18 protein-coding genes are annotated in these 16,974 nt (G+C 59.6%); 8 read left to right on the top strand and 10 right to left on the bottom strand.

Going from position 1 to position 16,974, the window contains the following annotated elements:
• Positions 1-141: 141 nt before the first annotated feature.
• Positions 142-1,527: a succinate-semialdehyde dehydrogenase gene (gene sad / locus MKleb_RS12740; protein ID WP_025105750.1), complete on the bottom strand. Its 1,386-nt coding sequence runs from the start codon at positions 1,525-1,527 to the stop codon at positions 142-144.
• A gap of 105 nt (positions 1,528-1,632) precedes the next feature.
• On the opposite strand from sad, the gene ptrR reads away from it, so the two are divergent.
• Positions 1,633-2,511 carry a putrescine utilization regulator PtrR gene (gene ptrR, locus MKleb_RS12735; protein WP_004851166.1) on the top strand — a complete coding sequence of 293 codons (879 nt, stop codon included), beginning with the start codon at positions 1,633-1,635 and terminating at the stop codon, positions 2,509-2,511.
• On the opposite strand, the gene MKleb_RS12730 is transcribed toward ptrR, so the two are convergent.
• Positions 2,465-2,947, bottom strand: coding sequence for a GNAT family N-acetyltransferase (locus MKleb_RS12730; protein WP_025105751.1), 483 nt, complete (start codon positions 2,945-2,947; stop codon positions 2,465-2,467). The two genes, ptrR and MKleb_RS12730, sit on opposite strands and share 47 nt — an antisense overlap.
• A gap of 145 nt (positions 2,948-3,092) precedes the next feature.
• Here MKleb_RS12730 and MKleb_RS12725 point away from each other — a divergent pair, with 145 nt between their 5' ends.
• On the top strand, positions 3,093-4,037 hold the full coding sequence (locus MKleb_RS12725) for an L-lactate dehydrogenase (protein WP_014229489.1): 945 nt from the start codon (positions 3,093-3,095) through the stop codon (positions 4,035-4,037).
• Positions 4,038-4,156: 119 nt separating this feature from the next.
• Here the strand turns inward: MKleb_RS12725 and MKleb_RS12720 are convergent, their stop codons facing one another.
• Positions 4,157-4,945 (bottom strand): PhzF family phenazine biosynthesis protein, encoded by a 789-nt coding sequence (locus tag MKleb_RS12720; protein ID WP_025105752.1) that lies wholly within the window; start codon positions 4,943-4,945, stop codon positions 4,157-4,159.
• A gap of 9 nt (positions 4,946-4,954) precedes the next feature.
• Positions 4,955-5,746: a PhzF family phenazine biosynthesis protein gene (locus tag MKleb_RS12715; RefSeq protein ID WP_025105753.1), complete on the bottom strand. Its 792-nt coding sequence runs from the start codon at positions 5,744-5,746 to the stop codon at positions 4,955-4,957.
• A 205-nt stretch (positions 5,747-5,951) separates the two neighbouring features.
• Between MKleb_RS12715 and MKleb_RS12710 the strand changes: the two genes are divergently transcribed.
• On the top strand, positions 5,952-7,151 hold the full coding sequence (locus tag MKleb_RS12710) for a sugar transporter (RefSeq protein ID WP_025105754.1): 1,200 nt from the start codon (positions 5,952-5,954) through the stop codon (positions 7,149-7,151).
• Between the two features lie 76 nt (positions 7,152-7,227).
• On the opposite strand, the gene MKleb_RS12705 is transcribed toward MKleb_RS12710, so the two are convergent.
• Positions 7,228-7,896, bottom strand: a complete 669-nt coding sequence (locus tag MKleb_RS12705) for a MarC family NAAT transporter (protein ID WP_004119839.1) — start codon at positions 7,894-7,896, stop codon at positions 7,228-7,230.
• Between the two features lie 261 nt (positions 7,897-8,157).
• On the opposite strand from MKleb_RS12705, the gene marR reads away from it, so the two are divergent.
• From marR to marB, 3 genes are read left to right on the top strand one after another with little or no spacing between them, the layout of a single operon-like run.
• A complete protein-coding gene (marR, locus tag MKleb_RS12700; RefSeq protein WP_004102349.1) occupies positions 8,158-8,592 on the top strand; it encodes a multiple antibiotic resistance transcriptional regulator MarR in 435 nt (144 codons plus the stop codon).
• A 17-nt stretch (positions 8,593-8,609) separates the two neighbouring features.
• Entirely contained in the window at positions 8,610-8,990 is a 381-nt protein-coding gene (marA, locus tag MKleb_RS12695) for an MDR efflux pump AcrAB transcriptional activator MarA (RefSeq protein WP_004102351.1), read from the top strand.
• A gap of 30 nt (positions 8,991-9,020) precedes the next feature.
• Entirely contained in the window at positions 9,021-9,239 is a 219-nt protein-coding gene (gene marB / locus MKleb_RS12690; protein ID WP_004851184.1) for a multiple antibiotic resistance protein MarB, read from the top strand.
• Positions 9,240-9,271: 32 nt separating this feature from the next.
• Here the strand turns inward: marB and eamA are convergent, their stop codons facing one another.
• The gene (gene eamA / locus MKleb_RS12685; RefSeq protein WP_014229493.1) at positions 9,272-10,171 is read right to left on the bottom strand and encodes an O-acetylserine/cysteine exporter; all 900 of its coding nucleotides are present in this window, start codon (positions 10,169-10,171) and stop codon (positions 9,272-9,274) included.
• Positions 10,172-10,363: 192 nt separating this feature from the next.
• Here eamA and ydeE point away from each other — a divergent pair, with 192 nt between their 5' ends.
• Together ydeE and MKleb_RS12675 are read left to right on the top strand one after the other, a co-directional pair.
• Positions 10,364-11,557 carry an efflux MFS transporter YdeE gene (ydeE, locus tag MKleb_RS12680; protein WP_025105755.1) on the top strand — a complete coding sequence of 398 codons (1,194 nt, stop codon included), beginning with the start codon at positions 10,364-10,366 and terminating at the stop codon, positions 11,555-11,557.
• Positions 11,558-11,674: 117 nt separating this feature from the next.
• On the top strand, positions 11,675-12,145 hold the full coding sequence (locus MKleb_RS12675; protein WP_009654748.1) for a helix-turn-helix domain-containing protein: 471 nt from the start codon (positions 11,675-11,677) through the stop codon (positions 12,143-12,145).
• A gap of 621 nt (positions 12,146-12,766) precedes the next feature.
• Here MKleb_RS12675 and urtE read toward each other — a convergent pair.
• Genes urtE through urtB form a run of 4 tightly spaced genes read right to left on the bottom strand, consistent with a single transcriptional unit; the run spans position 12,767 to position 16,919 of the window.
• Positions 12,767-13,465: an urea ABC transporter ATP-binding subunit UrtE gene (gene urtE, locus MKleb_RS12670; protein ID WP_014229495.1), complete on the bottom strand. Its 699-nt coding sequence runs from the start codon at positions 13,463-13,465 to the stop codon at positions 12,767-12,769.
• A gap of 9 nt (positions 13,466-13,474) precedes the next feature.
• The gene (gene urtD, locus MKleb_RS12665) at positions 13,475-14,272 is read right to left on the bottom strand and encodes an urea ABC transporter ATP-binding protein UrtD (protein WP_025105756.1); all 798 of its coding nucleotides are present in this window, start codon (positions 14,270-14,272) and stop codon (positions 13,475-13,477) included.
• Complete coding sequence (gene urtC / locus MKleb_RS12660) at positions 14,272-15,345, bottom strand: urea ABC transporter permease subunit UrtC (protein WP_014229497.1); 1,074 nt, start codon at positions 15,343-15,345, stop codon at positions 14,272-14,274. The genes urtD and urtC overlap by 1 nt, the downstream gene beginning before the upstream one ends.
• The gene (urtB, locus tag MKleb_RS12655; protein WP_025105757.1) at positions 15,345-16,919 is read right to left on the bottom strand and encodes an urea ABC transporter permease subunit UrtB; all 1,575 of its coding nucleotides are present in this window, start codon (positions 16,917-16,919) and stop codon (positions 15,345-15,347) included. The genes urtC and urtB overlap by 1 nt, the downstream gene beginning before the upstream one ends.
• Positions 16,920-16,974: the final 55 nt, after the last annotated feature.

Raw genomic sequence — 16,974 nt, 5'->3', positions numbered from 1 at the left:
CAGCCTCTTTCTCGCCCTCGCGTCGCCAGGGGGATGGTTCGCTCGTCAGCGGGGCGCCTGCCCGGGCTACCAAACCCGCAAATCGCACGAATCGGTAGCCCGGGAAAGGCGTTAACCGCAACCCGGGGATTTTTCCGCAGGCTAGCGGCGATCTCTCCAGACGGTCTGCACGTTGCAGAATTCATGCAGACCAAAATGGGAGAGCTCGCGGCCAAATCCGCTTTTCTTCACGCCGCCGAACGCCACGCGGGCATCGCTGGCGCAGTAGCCGTTGATAAACACTCCGCCGCACTCCAGCTCATCGGCAAAACGCTGGGCCTGCGCTTCACTGGTGGTGTAAACCGTTGCTGAAAGGCCAAATTCGCTGTCATTAGCCAGCGCCAGCGCGTGATCGGCATCGCGGGCTTCGGTAATCGTCGCCACCGGGCCAAACAGCTCCTCGCGGAAACCGGTCATCTCCGCGGTAACGTTTCCGAGCACCGTCGGCGCGTAGTAGTTGCCGGCGCCTTCGATTTTTTCCGCCCCCAGCAGCAGGGTCGCCCCCTCTTTTAGGGTCGCGCTCACCTGCTCGTGCAGCTCATCGCGCAGATCGAACCGCGCCATCGGCCCAATATAGTTCTGCTCATCGCGCGGGTCGCCCATTTTCAGCGCGGCAGCGGCGGCGACAAATTTCTGCGTAAAGGCCTCGGCGATGCCCGCTTCGACGATAAAACGCTTCGCCGCGGCGCAGACCTGACCGGTATTCTGGTAGCGACCTATCACCGCCGCTTTCACCGCCTCGTCAAGGTCGGCATCGTTAAGCACGATAAAGGGATCGGAGCCGCCCAGCTCCAGCACGCATTTTTTCAACGCCGCGCCGGCCTGTGCGCCAATGGCCTTCCCGGCGCGCACGCTGCCGGTGACGGTCACCGCGGCGATGCGCGGATCGTTAATCATTTGCGAAACCCCGTCGTTGGTGGCGTTCACCCAGCCAAAGACGCCGTCCGGCACGCCCGCAGCGGCAAAAATTTCGCCGATCATCGCCGCGCTGCCCAGCACGTTTGGCGCATGCTTAAGCAGATAGCTGTTGCCCGCCAGCAGAATGGGCACCGCGCCGCGCAGCACCTGCCACACCGGGAAGTTCCACGGCATGACAGCAAGGATAGCCCCCATCGGGCGGTACTCAATCACCGCTTTATTGTCTTCAACCAGCGTCGCCTCGGTATTGAGCATCGCCGGGCCGTGTTCAGCATACCAGTCACAAAGATTGGCGGATTTAGCCACTTCGCCGCGCGCCTGGGCAATCGGTTTACCCATTTCGCGACTAATCATTTGCGCCAGCGCTTCGCCACGGGCGCGCATCGCGCTACCGACGTTACGCAGCGTCGCCGCGCGCTCCGCCACGCTGACGTTGCGCCACTGACGATACCCCTGTTCCGCAAGGGCAATGGCCGCATCGACCTGCTGTTCGCTGGCCCAGGGTACAGACGACAAAGTTTCACCGGTGGTCGGACTCACGGAAATCGCATGAGTAGCAGATAAATTCATCGTTTTTCTCTCTGTGTTGATTGCGAAGTGACCTTATTCTGGCTTACCCTTCCTTTCATTAAAAATGAATAATATTAAGCAACCCATTCACAAAAGAAGAACGCTATGGATCTGACCCAGCTTGAGATGTTCAACGCCGTCGCCAGCACCGGCAGCATTACCCAGGCCGCGCAGAAGGTGCATCGCGTGCCGTCAAACCTGACCACACGCATCCGCCAGCTGGAGGCGGATCTCGGCGTCGAACTGTTTATTCGCGAAAATCAGCGGCTGCGGTTATCCCCCGCCGGGCACAGCTTTTTACGCTATAGCCAGCAGATCCTCGCCCTTGTTGATGAAGCGAGGATGGTGGTCGCCGGAGATGAACCTCAGGGGCTGTTTTCGCTCGGCTCGCTGGAGAGTACCGCCGCCGTGCGCATTTCCCCTACCCTGGCGCACTTTAATCAGCGCTATCCCAAGATTCACCTGGCCCTCTCCACCGGTCCTTCCGGTACCATGATCGACGGCGTACTTGAGGGAAATCTGAGCGCGGCGTTCGTTGACGGTCCGCTGGTGCACCCGGGGCTGGAAGGGTTACCGGTGTTCCCGGAAGAGATGATGATCGTCGCGCCCTTTGGCCACCCGCCCATTGCCCGCGCCAGCGAAGTGAACGGCGCCAGCGTCTACGCGTTTCGCGCCAACTGCTCCTATCGCCGTCATTTTGAGAGCTGGTTCCACGCCGATCGCGCCACCCCGGGGCGGATCCATGAGATGGAGTCCTACCACGGGATGCTGGCCTGCGTCATTGCCGGCGCCGGACTGGCGCTGATGCCGCGCAGCATGCTGGAGAGTATGCCGGGCCATCAGCAGGTATCCGCCTGGCCGCTGGCCGAAGAGTGGCGCTGGCTGACGACCTGGCTGGTCTGGCGGCGCGGGGCGAAAACTCGCCAGCTCGAGGCGTTTATAGCGCTGCTGAACGAAGATCGACAAGCAGCAGCTTCTCCATAAAAATGCTTAACGGATCCGGCTGATACGGCGCAAAGGCGCTGCGGGCCTGGTAGCCATTGCGCGTGTATAACGCGACGGCGGCGTGCTGATGGATGCCCGTTTCCAGGCGTACGGTATGGCATTCGCGATTTATCGCCTCTTTCTCCAGCGCCGCCAGCAGTTTTTCCCCCAGCTGCTGGCCGCGATGGGCCGGGTGAATAAATACCCTTTTCATCTCGCCAACCCCCTCTTCGCCGAGCACGATGGCCCCACAGCCGACGGCCCGGTGCTGCGCATCGCGGATAATGAGCGCGATGACCGACGCCGCCGGTAGCGCGCTCAGGTCGATAAGATGATTGCTTTCCGCCGGGTAGAGCGTCTGCTGGTATGCGTCCAGCTCGGCAATTAAGGCGGTCAGATCCGGGTGATTTAGCGGGGTCGCGGCGATAGTGTACATAAAGAAGCTCCTTTTTTGAGCGTACTGTAGCGCGGGGCGTCCGCGGAGCCGCCATAGCATTAACTTATAGCTTCTGACCCGACTTGCGCTCCCCCCTTGAGAGGCAGTAATTTTGCGACATAACGTCTTTTATCAGGAAAATACGATGAATACCAAAGCGCGCAAGGTGATGATTATCGGGGCCGGAAACGTCGGCGCCTCAGCGGCCTACGCCCTGTTAAACCAGAATATTTGCGAGGAGCTGATCCTTGTCGATCTCAATACCTCACGCGCCGAAGCGCACGCTCAGGACCTGAGCGACGCGGCCGCCTACATGCCGGGCATGATGACGATTTCCACCCGGGAAGCCAGCGACTGCGCCGATGTCGATATCGCGGTTATCACCGTTTCCGGCGGCGCGCTCAAGCCGGGTCAAACCCGGCTGGACGAACTGACCAACACGGCAAAAATCGTCAAAAGCATCGTCCCGCAGATGATGCGCGGCGGCTTCAACGGCATCTTTTTGGTTGCCACCAACCCCTGCGACATCATCACCTGGCAGGTGTGGCAGCTTTCGGGCCTGCCGCGCGGCCAGGTGCTGGGTACCGGCGTCTGGCTGGATACGACGCGCTTACGCCGGGTACTGGCCCAGGCGCTGGATATCGGCGCGCAAAGCATCGACGCCTTTATTCTTGGCGAGCATGGCGATACCCAGTTTCCGGTGTGGTCACACTCGGCGGTTTACGGCTCCGCCATCGCCGATGTTTACCAAAAACATACCGGCCAGGCTCTCGACCGGGAGCTGATTGCCGAAAAGGTGCGCAAGCTGGGGTTTGAGATTTACGCCGGCAAAGGCTGCACGGAGTACGGCGTCGCCGGAACCATCGCCGAAATCTGCCGCAATATTTTCACCGGCAGCCATCGCGCGCTGGCGGTGTCGTGCATTCTTGACGGGGAATATGGCGTAACCGGCGCGGCGGCTGGCGTTCCCGCGGTGCTGACGCAAAGCGGCGTGCAGCAGATTATTGAACTGCAGCTGGCCGATGATGAAGCGGAGAAATTCCGCCACTCTATCGAAGTGATTAAAGCCAATATCGCCCGTCTACCGTGATGGCCTATTTTCCATGCAGGTTTCGCAGGAATAGCGCGCAGGATAAGTTTGCCGGGTAACCCACTCGGATTCGGGATCGGCGGGTCTGTTGCCGATCCCGTCTTATGATGACGGGTGAGCTAGCGTAGCGTTATTACGCCATTTAAATAGGTCACCGCCTGGCCGCTCATCAATACGCGTTTTCCTTTCAGCTCGCAGCGCATATCGCCGCCGCGCGCGGAAACCTGGCGCGCCAGCAGCTGAGTTTTACCGCGCTTTGCGCTCCAGTAGGGGATCAGCATAGTATGCGCCGAACCGGTTACCGGATCTTCCCACACCGCTTCACCGGGTGAGAAAAAGCGGCTAACGAAGTCATATTCCCCGCTGCCCGCGGCGGTCACGGTCACTTTATGTTCGCCAGGCGTCATCGCAGCAATATTCGGCCGCAGGGCTTCGACCTGCTCACGGGAGGCCAGTTCGATAAGCCATGCGCGCCCCTTGCGGGCATGCAGGTAGCGCTCAATCCCCAGCGCGGAGAGCATCTCCGCGGGCGGCTCGCGCTCTTCCGTTTCTCCCGCCGGGAAATCCAGGGTCAGCCAGTCGCCCTCGCGGCTCACGGTCAGCCGACCGGAAGCGGTCGCGAAGTGAATCAGCGCATCAGGATAATCCAGGTGATGAAATATCACGTGCGCGCTGGCAAGCGTGCCGTGGCCACAGAGATTGACCTCATTGCGGGTGGTAAACCAGCGCAGCGCAAAACCATCGCTCTCAGGTACCACAAACGCGGTTTCCGACTGGTTGTGCTGCTGCGCCATTTTGAGCAGCAGCTCATCCGGCAGCCACTTTTTAAGCAGGCATACCGCAGCCGGGTTGCCGGCGAAAGGCTGGTCGCTGAACGCCGCCACCAGATAAAAAGGAATTTCCGTCACCGTCCCTCCTTAACGAAGCGTAATCGTGCCGATTAAGTAGGTGGTCGCCTGACCGCCGATCAGAACCCGGTCGCCCCGCCACTGGCAGCGCAGGTCGCCGCCGCGGGCCGACACCTGCCGCGCCTGCATATCCGTTTTGCCGAGCTTCTCGCCCCAGTAGGGAATCAGCATACTGTGCGCCGAGCCGGTGACCGGGTCTTCCGCCACCGCCTCGCCCGGACAGAAGAAACGGCTGACAAAGTCATACTCTTCGTCCGGGGCGCTGATACAGATCATTTTGCCGAGGCGCTCAAGCAGCTGCATATCCGGACGCACCGCCTCCACCTGCTGACGGTCGGCTAAAACCACCAGGTAATCACGCGCCACGCGGACTTCCACCGCGTCGCTCAGCCCCAGCCCGGCCAGCAGCTCCGCAGGCGGCTGCTCAACGGCGGTCGTCGCCCAGGCTGGGAAATCCAGGGTCAGCCAGTCGCCGCTGCGCGTGACGCGAAGCTCACCGACAAAGCGGGTACTAAATACGATTGTCGATGAGGGGTGGTCAAAATATTCAAAAATGACGTGCGAGGCCGCCAGGGTCGCGTGGCCGCAGAGGTTGATCTCATCCAGCGTGGTAAACCAACGCAGCTCATACCCCTCATCCGTACGCACAAAAAACGCGGTCTCCGACTGATTGTGCTGCTGCGCCATTTTCAACAGCGTTTCGTCCGGCAGCCATTCGGTCAGCGGGCAAACGGCCGCCGCGTTGCCGCCAAAGCTCCGATCGCTGAAGGCATCCACCAGATAAAAGCTAATTTCCTGCATTGTTCTGTCCCTCTATTTTTTTTACTTATCGATAACATGACATAAACGTGAGAAATCCACACGTTTAATAGAAAAATTAATCCGTTAGTGCCGAAAATCTGGCTGAAGTGAAAATGAGATGTAGATCACAAAATGGTTGTATTTTCAGCAGCAATCGTTTTAAGATCGTCCCACTTCTTTCCTCTTTGTAACCAGCCCTGAACTTATGATGACAAATACGGTTTCACGCAAGGTCGCGTGGCTGCGCGTAGTCACGCTTGCGATTGCGGCATTTATCTTTAATACCACCGAATTTGCGCCCGTGGGCCTGCTGTCGGATATCGCCGACAGCTTTGGCATGGAAACGGCGCAGGTTGGGATTATGCTGACGATCTACGCCTGGGTTGTCGCCCTGATGTCGCTGCCCTTTATGCTGCTGACCAGCAAGATGGAGCGCCGTCGCCTGCTGGTTGGCCTGTTTATCCTGTTTATCGCCAGCCACGTGCTGTCGTTCCTGGCCTGGAACTTCAACGTGCTGGTGATCAGCCGTATCGGTATCGCCTTTGCCCACGCGGTGTTCTGGTCAATCACCTCGGCGCTGGCTATACGAATGGCGCCTGCGGGTAAACGCGCGCAGGCGCTGAGCCTGATTGCCACCGGTACCGCGCTGGCGATGGTCTTCGGTATCCCGATTGGCCGTATCGTCGGGCAATACTTTGGCTGGCGCACCACGTTCCTGGTCATCGGCCTCGGTGCGCTGGTTACCATGGTGTGCCTGATCAAGCTGCTGCCTAAGCTGCCGAGCGAGCACTCAGGGTCGCTGAAAAGCCTGCCGGTGCTGTTCCGTCGCCCTGCGCTGCTGAGCATCTATTTGCTGACGGTGATTGTGGTGACCGCGCACTATACCGCCTACAGCTACATTGAACCGTTCGTTCAGACGGTCGCCGGCCTGAGCGGCAACTTCGCTACCGTGCTGCTGTTGACCCTGGGCGGCGCGGGCATCGTCGGCAGCATCCTCTTTGGTAAGCTCGGCAACCTGCATGCGTCCGGGTTAATTAACGCGGCGATTGGCCTGCTGCTGGCGTGCCTGCTGCTGCTGCTGCCCGCCTCGCACAACGCCAACCACCTGATGCTGCTGAGCGTCTTCTGGGGCGTGGCGATCATGATTATCGGTCTCGGTATGCAGGTCAAAGTGCTGGCGCTGGCGCCGGACGCGACCGACGTGGCGATGTCGTTATTTTCGGGGATCTTTAATATCGGCATCGGCGCGGGCGCGCTGGTGGGCAGCCAGGTCAGTACCCATCTGTCAATGGCGTCCATTGGCTATGTCGGGGCGATCCCTGCGGTCGTCGCGTTAGTGTGGGCGGTGATGATTTTCCGCCGCTGGCCGGTGTCGCTGGAAGATCAGCAGCCGCATCACTCCTGATCGTGCTGCTAAAAAAACCTGCCGGTCGTGAGATCGGCAGGTTTTTTTACGTCTGGTATCAGGACGGCGATGACCGTCAGGCGTGATAAGTGGAAATAATCTCCAGCACGCCGTTAATAATAAACTGCACGCCCATACAGACCAGCAGGAAGCCCATCAGGCGGGAAATCGCCTCAATGCCGCCCTTCCCGACCAGACGCATGATTGCCCCGGAGCTGCGGAGACAGCCCCACAGGATAATCCCGACCAGGGCAAAAATAATCGGCGGCGCGACCAGCACAACCCAGTCCGGGAAGCTCGCCCCGTGCTTTACCGTAGACGCTGAGCTGATAATCATCGCGATTGTCCCCGGCCCTGCGGTGCTCGGCATCGCCAGCGGAACGAAGGCGATATTCGCCGTCGGTTCATCCTCAAGCTCTTCTGATTTCAGCTTAGCTTCCATCGAATCATGGGCTTTTTGCTGGGGAAAGAGCATACGGAAGCCGATAAAGGCGACGATCAGGCCGCCGGCAATACGCAGACCGGGAATCGAAATTCCGAAGGTGTTCATCACCACCTGGCCGGCATACCAGGCGACCATCAGGATGGCGAACACATAAACCGAGGCCATCAGCGACTGACGGTTACGCTCGGCGTTATTCATATTCCCGGCCAGGCCAAGGAACAGCGCCACGGTAGTCAGCGGGTTCGCCAGCGGTAGAATCACTACCAGTCCCAGGCCTATCGCTTTAAAAAGATCCATCATAGTGAATTAAGGTCCTGTCAATATTGGATTATCAAAAAAATGACGCGTGCTGAGTATATCGTCTGTTGCCAGATTGTACCCGTTCTCCTCAGGACGCATTCACCCTTCCCTCAAATCATAAGATAACAACGTGAAATAGAGTGACCTGCCTCACAACAATTCGTTTTAGCAAATCGTGGCATCGGGTAATTCATCAGGTTGACTTATATTTGCCTAGGCAATAATATCTCCCGCAACTAAGTCATTGCCTGGGCAACCATTGTGAAAAGTACAAGCGACCTGTTTAACGAAATGATCCCTCTTGGCCGCTTGATCCAGATGGTTAACCAGAAAAAAGATCGCCTGCTCAACGACTATCTCTCGCCGATGGATATTACTTCCACCCAGTTCCGGGTGCTCTGTTCCATTCGTTGCGAAGTGTGTATTACCCCCGTTGAGCTGAAAACCGTGCTTTCGGTCGACCCAGGCGCAATGACGCGCATGCTCGACCGCCTGGTCTGTAAAGGCTGGATTGAACGGTTACCCAACCCGACTGACAAGCGTGGCGTGCTGGTACAGTTAACGCCAGACGGCGCAGCCCTTTGTGAGCAATGTCATCAGGTTGTGGGTCAGAAATTGCACCAGGAACTAACAAAAAATCTGTCGACGGATGAAGTGGCCACTCTTGAGTGTTTACTCAAAAAAGTTCTGTCGTAATAAGAAGAGGTAAGATGATGTCCAGACGCAATAACGACGCCATCACTATCCATAGTATTTTGTCGTGGATCGAGGATAACCTGGAATCGCCCCTGTCGCTGGAGAAGGTTTCAGAGCGCTCAGGTTACTCCAAGTGGCACCTGCAAAGAATGTTCAAGAAAGAGACCGGTCACTCGCTGGGACAGTATATCCGCAGCCGTAAGCTGACCGAGATCGCGCAGAAGCTGAAGCAGAGCAACGAGCCTATCTTATACCTGGCCGAACGCTATGGCTTTGAATCGCAGCAAACGCTGACGCGAACTTTTAAGAACTATTTCGATGTTCCGCCGCACCAGTATCGTATTACCAACGTGCCGGGCGAGTCGCGCTACCTGCTCCCATTAAATAACTGTTGTTAACCGCCTGCAAAAAGACGTATTGAGGAAATCATGAAACTATTCGCTTCCGCCGCCATCGTGCTATTGGCGCTGGTCTCGAGCCAAAGTTATGCGGAGCAAACCAGCACCCCGGTTCGCCACAACAACCGGGATGCGATGATTATTCCTTCCGAACATAATGATTCGCCTTTTGATTTCAATCACATGGCCTCTGGCAGTGATAAATCAGATGAACTGGGCGTGCCCTATTACAACCAGCAAAGCCTGTAAAATCCCTTTAGCCCCGTGACCGGGGCTTTTTTTTACCCCCGCGCCATGCCCGGACGCACGATCCGCAGGCCAAATACGTTGATATACAGCCCGGCCATAATCAGTACCGCGCCCAGCAGCTGCAGGCTATTCAGCGTCTCGCCGAGCAATAAGGCCGCGCTGGCCATCCCGACCACCGGCACCAGCAGCGACAGCGGCGCCACGCGCCAGGTTTCATAGCGGCCGAGCAGCGCCCCCCAAATACCATAGCCGACGATAGTGGCAATAAACGCCAGATAGAGCAGCGACAGGATCGTCAGCAGGTCGATATGCAGCAGGCTTTCCGCCATGACCTGCGGGCCGTCGAGGATCCACGACGCCAGCATAAACGGCAGCACCGGGATCAGCGCGCTCCATACCACCAAAGACATAATCGGCGGCCGGCTCGCATGCGACATAATTTTCTTGTTGAAGATATTGCCGCAGGCCCAGCTCAGCGCCGCGGCCAGCGTCAGCATAAAGCCCACCAGCGGGACATGCTGGCCGCCGAGGCTGGCTTCGACCAGCACCAGTACGCCGAAAATCGCCAGCGCAATCCCCGCCAGCTGTTTCCCCTGCAAACGTTCGCCGAAAATAAACGCCCCGAGAATGATGGTGAAAAAGGCCTGCGCCTGCAGCACCAGCGATGCCAGTCCGGCAGGCATGCCGAGGCTAATCGCGCAGAACAAAAACGCAAACTGACCGAAGCTAATCGTCAGGCCGTAGCCCAGCAGCAGGCTCAGCGGAATTTTTGGCCGCGCGACGAAGAGCAGCGCCGGGAAAGCCACCAGCAAAAAGCGCAGTCCGGCGAGCATCAGCGGCGGCATATTATGCAGCCCCACCTTGATCACCACGAAATTCAGCCCCCATACCACCACCACCAGCAATGCCAGCAGCCCGTCTTTACGCGTCATACCCGCCTCGGTTGTTATTGGAATTTTTGCGAACAAAATCAAACTACCGAATAATTCGTCCGCCGCATAGATCATTATTTTCGGTAGGGCGCTGGCGTGCTTTTCATCACCCCCGGGAACTATACAAGCCCCGGTTAGCGTGCTATTTGTGATCGTGACAACAAAAATAACATCACATCAGGCAAGGAAAAAATGATACCGACTCTCAGGCGCTCAACCGCAGCGCTGCTGGCTTCGTCGTTGCTGTTAACCATTGGCCGCGGCGCAACGTTACCTTTTATGACGATCTACCTCACCCGCCAGTACCATCTGGAGGTGGATAAAATCGGCTATGCGCTGTCGAGCGCGCTGATCGTCGGGGTGCTGTTCAGCATGGGTTTTGGCATTCTCGCCGATAAGTTCGACAAAAAGCGCTATATGACGCTCGCCGTGCTGGCGTTTATTGGCGGCTTTATCGCTATTCCTCTGGTCAATAGCGTCGCGCTGGTGGTGTTTTTCTTCGCGCTGATTAACTGCGCTTACTCCGTCTTCTCTACCGTGCTGAAAGCGTGGTTTGCCGACGTGCTGTCGCCGGAAAAGAAGGCGCAGATTTTTTCCCTTAACTACACCTTTCTCAATATTGGCTGGACCGTTGGACCGCCTATCGGCACTCTGCTGGTCATGCACAGTATTAACCTGCCGTTCTGGCTGGCGGCCGGCTGCGCCGCCCTTCCGCTGGTATTTATTCAGCTGTTTGTGCAGCGCACCAGCGCCGCGATTGCTCAGGATAACGCGGTCCAGTGGTCGCCGTCGGTGCTGCTGCGCGATCGCGCTCTGCTGTGGTTTACCCTTTCCGGCCTGCTGGCCTCCTTTGTCGGCGGCTCTTTCGCTTCCTGCATTTCTCAGTATGTGCTGGTGGTAGCGGACAGCGATTTTGCCGAAAAAGTGGTTGCGGTGGTACTGCCGGTTAACGCGGCCGTGGTGGTGGCGCTGCAGTATGCGGTTGGTCGTCGCCTTACCGCCCGCAATATTCGCCCGCTGATGACCTTTGGAACGGTCTGTTTTGTGCTCGGGCTGGGCGGTTTTGTTATTTCCGATAACAGCCTGCTGCTGTGGGGCGTCTCCGCCGCCATTTTTACGCTCGGAGAGGTTATCTACGCGCCGGGGGAATATATGCTGATCGATAACATTGCGCCGCCGGGCATGAAAGCCAGCTACTTTTCCGCCCAGTCGCTGGGCTGGCTGGGGGCGGCGTTTAACCCGATGCTGACCGGGACGATTCTGACCCATCTGCCGCACTGGTCGCTGTTTGTGATATTGATGCTGGCGATTATCGCCGCATGGCTGATGATTTTCCGCGGCATGAACGTTCGTCCGTGGAACGGTAGCGCGGTCGCCCGCGCCTGATGCCGGGCGCCGTGCGGCTGTCAGGTTGCTGTCGCGTCCCTGTCGGGTTTCGATCGTGGTGCCCGACAGCCCGCTCGATGATACTCCATCTCAGGTTTTCACCCGGAGATAGAAACAATGAACAGTAGTCATCAGGTTAAACAATTACGTTTGCAGCGCGCCTGGTCGCAGGAGCAGCTTGCCGAACTGGCCGGCGTCAGCGTGCGCACCATTCAGCGCATCGAGAACGGCGACCGTCCCGGCCTCGAGACGCTCAGCGCGCTTGCGGCGGTATTTGAAGTTAACGTCGCCGAGATTAGCGGCGAATCGCCGGCGGGCCACGAAGCGTCGCTGGATTTACGTATTGAGGAAGCCAAAGCGCGCGTCGAACGCGAGAGCCGTTTTTACCGTTCATTGACGGTGGCCGTCGTCGTTTGCGTTCTGCTGGCGCTGCTGAACTGGCTGAGCGGCGCAGAGAGCTACTGGTCCGCATGGGTGGCGATCGTCTGGGGAGCGCTGCTGGTGGTTAAAGGGTTGCGCCTGTTTGTTTTTGGCGAATGGATCAATCGCTGGCGTCAGGCGCGCCTGCAGCGGCTGCTGCGCAAATAGCCCTCTGCGCGCTTCTCCCGGGGGCGGCGCAAAGCGCCTTGCCCGGGCTACAGGTCCATCGCCGTCTGCGAGCGGTAGCGCGGACAGATGCGCAGCATCGCCTCCGGGAAACCATATCTAGTGCGGACTATGGCGCTCTCCCCGGGGGCGGCGCAAAGCGCCTTGCCCGGGCTACAGGTCCATCGCCGTCTGCGAGCGGTAGCGTGGACAGATGCGCAGCATCGCCTCCGGGAAACCATATCTAGTGCGGACTATGGCGCTCTCCCCGGGGGCGGCGCAAAGCGCCTTGCCCGGGCTACGGGTTCATCGCCGTCTGCGAGCGGTAGCCCGGACAGATGCGCAGCATCGCCTCCGGGAGCCATATCCAATGCGGCCTGTGGCGATCTCCCCGGGGGCGGCGCAAAGCGCCTTGCCCGGGCTACGGGTTCATCGCCGTGTGCGAGCGGTAGCCCGGACAGATGCGCAGCATCGCCTCCGGGAAATCATATCCAATGCGCCCTGTGGCGAACTCCCCGGGGGCGGCGCAAAGCGCCTTGCCCGGGCTACGGGCCAGCAGACTGCTGTATACCTGTAGCCCGGCTAAGCGCAGCGCGAGCCGGGGGTGGCCCCATCCGGGGCGAGTTAAATGGTGACCATCCCTCGGACGCCTTCGGCTTCCATATCGCCGCCGTTGCCCTGCTGGATAATCGCGCCGCGCGACATCACCAGATAGCGATCCGCCAGACCGGCGGCAAAATCATAAAACTGCTCGACCAGCAGAATCGCCATATCCCCGCGGTTCGCCAGCTGACGAATCACCTCGCCAATCTCCTTAATCACCGACGGCTGAATGCCCTCCGTCGGTTCATCAAGAATCAACAGCTGCGGACGGCTGGCCAGCGCGCGGCCAATGGCCAACTGCTGCTGCTGCCCGCCGGAAAGATCGCCCCCGCGCCGCTGCTTCATGGTTTTCAGCACCGGAAACAGCTGATAAATCTCTTCCGGCACCGCGCGCGCGTCGCGGGCGGGAAAGCGGGACAGCCCCATCAGCAGGTTCTCCTCGACCGTCAGACGCGGAAAAATCTCCCGCCCCTGGGGCACGTAGGCGATCCCCGACTGCACCCGCTGGTGCGGTTTACGGTGGGTGATATTCTTCTCCTGCCACAGCACCTCGCCGCTGCGCGCCGGGATCAGCCCCATCAGGCACTTCAGCAAGGTGGTTTTCCCCACCCCGTTGCGCCCGAGCAGGCAGGTGATCTCGCCCTGGCGAGCGGCAAAATCCACTCCACGCAGGATATGGCTGCCGCCATAATATTGATGTAGTTGATTAACCTGTAACATCCGCGCTCCTTAGCGTCCGAGATAAACTTCAATCACCTGTTCGTTGGCCTGCACCTCGCGCAGCGACCCCTCCGCCAGCACCTGTCCTTGATGCAGCACCGTCACCCTGTCGGCGATGGTTTCGACAAAGCCCATATCATGCTCGACCACCATCAGCGAATGCTGCCCGGCAAGGGTGCGGAACAGCTCGGCGGTATATTCTGTCTCCGCATCGGTCATCCCGGCGGCGGGTTCGTCCAGCAGCAGCAGATGCGGCTCCTGCACCAGCAGCATGCCGATTTCCAGAAACTGCTTTTGCCCGTGCGACAGCAGCCCCGCCGGCCGATAGCGTTCGCCCTCCAGCCGCAGCAGGCGCAGGGTTTCGCTGATTCGGTCGGCCTGCTCGCTGTTCAGGCGCGCCCGCAGGCTGGCCCACACCGATTTATCACCTTTCATTGCCAGTTCGAGATTCTCTGCCACCGTCAGCGCCTCAAAGACCGTCGGTTTCTGAAACTTGCGCCCGATGCCCTGGCGGGCGATGGCGATGGGATCGAGGGTTGTTAAGTCCACCGACTGATCGTAAAGCGCCCTGCCGCTCTGCGGCCGGGTTTTGCCGGTGATGACGTCCATCAGGGTAGTTTTACCGGCGCCGTTCGGCCCAATCACGCAGCGTAGCTCGCCCACACCAATCTGCAGCGACAGGTTGGTCAACGCCTGAAAACCGTCAAAGTTGACGTTAATCTCTTCCAGCTGCAGTACCGGATCGGTCTGCTCGCGAAAGCGGTCCGTCGGCAGCTGGCGGGTAAATAGCTCTTCATCCAATGGCATCAGCGATCTCCTTTACGCAGCAGGCCGATAACGCCACGCGGTAAAAACAGCGTCACGATAATAAAAATCAGTCCCAGAAAGAGCTGCCAGTACTCCGGCATCGCCACGGTAAAGTAGCTTTTCGCGCCGTTGACCAGCCCCGCGCCGAGCACCGGGCCGATTAAGGTTCCGCGACCGCCGAGCGCCACCCAGATGGCCGCTTCGATAGAGTTGGTCGGCGACATTTCGCTGGGGTTGATGATCCCGACCTGCGGCACGTACAGCGCCCCCGCCAGGCCGCACAGTACGGCGGAAAGGGTCCATACCAGCAGCTTAAAGCCGCGCGGGTCGTAGCCGCAGAACATCAGGCGGTTTTCAGCATCGCGCACCGCCGTCAGCACGCGGCCAAATTTGCTTTGCGCCAGCAAATAGCCAATCCACAGGGTGAGCAACAGCAGCAGTACCGTGGCCATAAACAGCGCCGCCCGCGTGCTGATGGCGGTGACTGAGAAACCGAGCAGCGTGGTAAAGCCGGTAAAACCGTTGTTACCGCCAAAGCCGGTTTCGTTACGGAAAAACAGCAGCATCCCGGCGTAGGTGAGCGCCTGGGTCATAATCGAAAAATAGACGCCTTTGATTTTCGAGCGGAAGGCAAACCAGCCGAAAACCAGCGCCAGCAGGCCGGGCACCAGCACCACCAGTAGCATAGCCCAGGCGAAATGCTGGGTGCCCCACCAGAACCACGGCAGCTCACTCCACGACAAAAACGACATAAAGGCCGGCAATCCGTCGCCCGCCGCCTGGCGCATCAGGTACATGCCCATGGCGTAGCCGCCGAGGGCAAAAAAGATCCCATGGCCAAGCGAGAGCATCCCGGCATAGCCCCAGACCAAATCCAGCGCCACGGCGACAATGGCGTAGCAGAGGATCTTGCCGGTCAGCGTCAGCAGCCAGGTGGAGACCGCCAGCGGATGCGTGGCGGGCAGCAGCGCCAGAAACGGCATACTTAGCAGGCCCAGCAGTAGCAGCACGCCGAACCAGCGCAGCGGGCGCGGCGCTTTGCGCGCCAGCGTTAAGGTAATAGGTTGGCTCATCAGTCAATAACCCTCCCTTTGAGGGCGAACAGTCCCTGGGGACGTTTCTGGATAAACAGGATAATCAAGACCAGAATCAGGATTTTACCCAGCACGGCTCCCATCTGCGGTTCAAGGATTTTGTTAAAGATGCCAAGACCAAACGCCGCCGCCACGCTGCCCGCCAGCTGACCAACGCCGCCGAGCACCACCACGAGGAAGGAGTCGATAATGTAGCCCTGGCCCAGCTCCGGCCCGACGTTACCGAGCTGCGACAGCGCGACGCCGCCCAGCCCCGCGATCCCCGAACCGAGGCCAAACGCCAGCATATCGACCCGTCCGGTCGGCACGCCGCAGCAGGCCGCCATCGCGCGGTTTTGCGTCACCGCCCGCACGTTCATCCCTAGCCGGGTCTTGTTCAGCGTCAGCCAGGTAAAGAGCAGCACCAGCAGCACGAAAACCAGTACCGCCAGACGGTTCCACGGCAGGATGAGATTCGGCAGAACCTGCACGCCGCCGGAGAGCCATGCCGGATTGGCGACCTCAACGTTCTGCGCGCCAAACAGCATCCGTACCAGTTGGATCAGCATCAGGCTGATCCCCCATGTGGCGAGCAGCGTCTCAAGCGGGCGCCCGTACAGATGACGGATCACGGTGCGTTCCAGCGCCATACCGATACCGCCGGTGATCAGGAACGCCACCGGCAGCGCAATCAGCGGATAGAAGGCCAGCCACTGCGGCGCCAGCTGCGCCAGCGCCTGCTGAACCAGCCAGCAGCTGTAGGCGCCAATCATCAGCATCTCGCCGTGGGCCATATTGATCACCCCGAGCAGACCGTAGGTGATGGCCAGACCGAGCGCGGCGAGCAGCAGGACAGAACCGAGGGAGAGGCCCATAAAAGCCTGGCCGAGAAGATCGCCCAGCAGCAGGCGGTGCTGGATTTTACTCAGGCTCTCCTGGGCCGCCGCGCGAATCGCCGGGTCCGGCTCATGCCGGGCATCGGTATACGGCGTCAGCAGCGCCTGGGTTTCCGGGTCACCGGAGTGGCCGAGCAGCGCGATGGCCGCCAGCCGCTGTGCGGGCTGAGGACTGACAAGCTGTAAACGGGCCAGCGCAATTTCCAGCTGCGACTTCACCGCGCCGTCGGTTTCCGCCGTCAGACGCTGCTGTAACAGCCCCGCCATCTCAGGCGTCGCTTCGCGCTGCAGGGTTTTCGCCGCCGCGGCCCTTTCCGTGACGTTGTCACTAACCAGGAGATGCGTCGCCAGCGCGCCTGCCGCCAGGTTACGCAGGCGGTTGGTCAGGCGCACCGGTTTTGTTGGGCCGACGGGCGCCGGAACCGCGCCCAGCGCCAGCAGGCTGTCGCCCTGTTTGCTGAACGCATGACCGCCGCTATCGGATTGCAATGTTTCACTTTTCAGCGCCCGCAGCAGCGGTAAACGCGGCGCTTCGGGCGCGGCGGCCCACTGTTCCAGCAGCTGAGCCTGCTGGCTGCGATTGGCCGCCACAAAATCGTCGGCGTCCGCTGCCTGCGCCCGCCACGGTATCAAGACCATCAGCAGCGCGAAGTAACACATGAGGCGTAATGCGTTCATGGTCGTTCTCCTTTTCGGGGAAATCCGGGCTTCGGGCCCGGAAGACTGAATCATT

The sequence above is a fragment of the Klebsiella sp. PL-2018 genome (assembly GCF_019048985.1).
Classification (GTDB): Bacteria; Pseudomonadota; Gammaproteobacteria; order Enterobacterales; family Enterobacteriaceae; genus Klebsiella; species Klebsiella michiganensis.
The sequence above is the reverse complement of the archived record's forward strand: the minus strand, read 5'-3'. Positions and strand labels throughout refer to the sequence as shown.

Coding starts and splice junctions, on each gene's coding strand:
- urtB (WP_025105757.1), bottom strand. CDS start 16,919: ATGAACGCATTACGCCTCATGTGTTACTTCGCGCTGCTGATGGTCTTG.
- MKleb_RS12675 (WP_009654748.1), top strand. CDS start 11,675: ATGAACAGTAGTCATCAGGTTAAACAATTACGTTTGCAGCGCGCCTGG.
- sad (WP_025105750.1), bottom strand. CDS start 1,527: ATGAATTTATCTGCTACTCATGCGATTTCCGTGAGTCCGACCACCGGT.
- MKleb_RS12705 (WP_004119839.1), bottom strand. CDS start 7,896: ATGATGGATCTTTTTAAAGCGATAGGCCTGGGACTGGTAGTGATTCTA.
- marB (WP_004851184.1), top strand. CDS start 9,021: ATGAAACTATTCGCTTCCGCCGCCATCGTGCTATTGGCGCTGGTCTCG.
- ptrR (WP_004851166.1), top strand. CDS start 1,633: ATGGATCTGACCCAGCTTGAGATGTTCAACGCCGTCGCCAGCACCGGC.
- marA (WP_004102351.1), top strand. CDS start 8,610: ATGTCCAGACGCAATAACGACGCCATCACTATCCATAGTATTTTGTCG.
- urtE (WP_014229495.1), bottom strand. CDS start 13,465: ATGTTACAGGTTAATCAACTACATCAATATTATGGCGGCAGCCATATC.
- urtC (WP_014229497.1), bottom strand. CDS start 15,345: ATGAGCCAACCTATTACCTTAACGCTGGCGCGCAAAGCGCCGCGCCCG.
- ydeE (WP_025105755.1), top strand. CDS start 10,364: ATGATACCGACTCTCAGGCGCTCAACCGCAGCGCTGCTGGCTTCGTCG.
- urtD (WP_025105756.1), bottom strand. CDS start 14,272: ATGCCATTGGATGAAGAGCTATTTACCCGCCAGCTGCCGACGGACCGC.
- eamA (WP_014229493.1), bottom strand. CDS start 10,171: ATGACGCGTAAAGACGGGCTGCTGGCATTGCTGGTGGTGGTGGTATGG.
- MKleb_RS12730 (WP_025105751.1), bottom strand. CDS start 2,947: ATGTACACTATCGCCGCGACCCCGCTAAATCACCCGGATCTGACCGCC.
- MKleb_RS12725 (WP_014229489.1), top strand. CDS start 3,093: ATGAATACCAAAGCGCGCAAGGTGATGATTATCGGGGCCGGAAACGTC.
- MKleb_RS12710 (WP_025105754.1), top strand. CDS start 5,952: ATGATGACAAATACGGTTTCACGCAAGGTCGCGTGGCTGCGCGTAGTC.
- MKleb_RS12715 (WP_025105753.1), bottom strand. CDS start 5,746: ATGCAGGAAATTAGCTTTTATCTGGTGGATGCCTTCAGCGATCGGAGC.